The sequence below is a fragment of the Geosporobacter subterraneus DSM 17957 genome (assembly GCF_900142145.1).
Taxonomy (GTDB): Bacteria; Bacillota; Clostridia; order Peptostreptococcales; family Thermotaleaceae; genus Geosporobacter; species Geosporobacter subterraneus.
Genome location: NZ_FQZV01000104.1, coordinates 1 through 2,206, shown reverse-complemented (window position 1 = coordinate 2,206; position 2,206 = coordinate 1). Strand labels below are relative to the sequence as shown.

The window sequence follows — 2,206 nt, the reverse complement described above, 5'->3', positions numbered from 1 at the left end:
CAATATTTAAACCTAAAAAATAGTAACAGTCCTATTTATGATAATTATCTCATAGATAGGACTATTTTCATACGTGGGCTGTATTTGACGGATACGGAAAAAGTTTGTAAATTTAGCAGTTTTTAAAGGATTTTATGCCACCTATATAGAATATATTTAGAACAAATAAGAGATTTAGGGAGGGAGTAGAACAAATGAAACACAAAAGGGTACTAGCCCTAATGATTGTAAGTATACTGCTTATGAGCACTGCTGTAAGTTTTGGAGCCACAGTTTTTTCTGATGTAGCATCAAACCATTGGGCGAAAGATCACATTGCAAAGATGTCAGAAAAAGGGATTATCAGGGGTTTTGAAGATAGCATTACGCTTCGCTTTAATTTTAAACCGGATAATCCAGTTACATATGTAGAATCAATTCAAATGATCTATCAAACACTTAAAGCAGCTAATCGATTAAAAAGTACAATAGGAATAGCTACTAAACATACTGCTGTCCTAAATAGTGCTAAGATACCTACCTGGGCACATGAAGCCATGTCTTATGCCTTAGAGTATAATATCATTCATCAAGATGAATTAAAAAACTTTGTTAAGAATAATATCCAAGCAAATGCAAAAAGAGTAGATGTAGCTGTTTTTTTAGGAAAAGCTATAGATATGGACGATGCTATCGATCCACTTCCAATTTTGGGATTTGTAGATTCAGAAATGATTATAAGAGCGGCTGTCCCTTATGTAGATCTATTGGTTAAAAAAGGGATTATTAGTGGAGATACCAATAATAAGTTTAATCCTGGAAATCCCATTAGGAGAGCTGAAATGGCAACAATTTGCTCAAAGGCTTTCGACTTATTGGATAGTGGAGAGAAAACCGTTGTAGAACCTCAAACTCCAGTAAAAAATGATAAAGAAAATGTGAGATTTATTGAGCATATATTGGCAAGTGACAACATGCTGGTAGTAAAGGATGAGCTTGGAAATCAAGAAGTACTGAGGCTAAATGGAGTAATAATTAAGGTCAACGGAGTAACAAGTCGGATTGGGAGCTTGTATGTTAATCAAAAAATTAAGCTCATATATGATAAGGATAATAAGTTAGATACTGTCGAAGCAGATAATTCGGTAAAAGAATTTATTGGGATAGTAGATAAGATTACTACATATACAGATTATGTAGCACTTACAGTTGTAGATGAAAATAATAGTAATAATACCCGAGTTTTTAAAGCATATAATACTTTAGGTATACAGATTAACGGAGTTAATTCATCAGCAAAAAATTTAAAAATTGGCGATATGATCAGTATTAATGCTGATGGAGATAAGGCTACTAATATCGTATTAATGCCTAATAATAGAGAATTCGACGGAATTTTAGAATCAGAAGTATATTTTAAGGATACACCAATGATTAAAGTCAGAGTACGTGGAGAAGTTCTCGAGTTAGCAGTTAATGACAACGTTTATGTAACAAGAAATGGAAGAACTAGAGGAACGGACGGGAAAATTTTAGATGTGGATTCATTGGTAAAAGGAGACATCGTTACAATAACTTTAAAAAACAATAAAGTGATAGAGATAATAGCAACTAGCTTGACCACAAAAAAAGACGATTCAGGAACCATTAAGTCCTATACAATTGGTAACCCATCTCAGATTACTATTGTAGGGAGCGGAAACCTGGAAACTTCATATAATGTTTCTAGTACAGCGACGATTACTGTAGATGGAAAGAGTGCTACATTATACGATTTAAGACCTAATTATGCAGTTGAATTAAAGATAGAGAGCAATTCAGTGGTATCAATTAAAGCAGAGTCAATACAAGCAAAGGATCGATTTACAGGTGAAATTGTAAAAGTTTACACAAATCACAGTATCGTAACGGTTAAATATTTGGATCGTTCAAATAACCAATATACAACGAGACCTGTTTCAGTAAATGCAGATACAGTGATACTTGATACAGACGGAAAGTCCATAGCGATGAGCAGGCTAGCAGAAAAGTCAGAGATTTTTGTAGATGGCTTTTTAGAAGATGAGTTCTTCATTGCAGAAAAAATTATAGTTTTAAAAAAATAGTTTTTTAAAAGTAAGGGTAAATCCCAGTACACATAGCCATGGATTGAAAGGCAGAATAGTAAGGGTCAAATACAGCCCACATAGATTTCATCTTGATTGCATGAGATAATACACCAAAGATA

1 protein-coding gene is annotated in these 2,206 nt (G+C 33.4%); it reads left to right on the top strand.

Annotation, left to right across the window (positions count from 1 at the left end):
- Window positions 1-194: 194 nt before the first annotated feature.
- Window positions 195-2,084: an S-layer homology domain-containing protein gene (locus tag BUB56_RS19090; RefSeq protein ID WP_110942825.1), complete on the top strand. Its 1,890-nt coding sequence runs from the start codon at window positions 195-197 to the stop codon at window positions 2,082-2,084.
- The last annotated feature ends 122 nt before the right edge of the window (window positions 2,085-2,206 follow it).

Bases quoted from the DNA above. Each gene is read 5' to 3' on its own strand.
- BUB56_RS19090 (WP_110942825.1), top strand. From the start codon at position 195: ATGAAACACAAAAGGGTACTAGCCCTAATGATTGTAAGTATACTGCTT.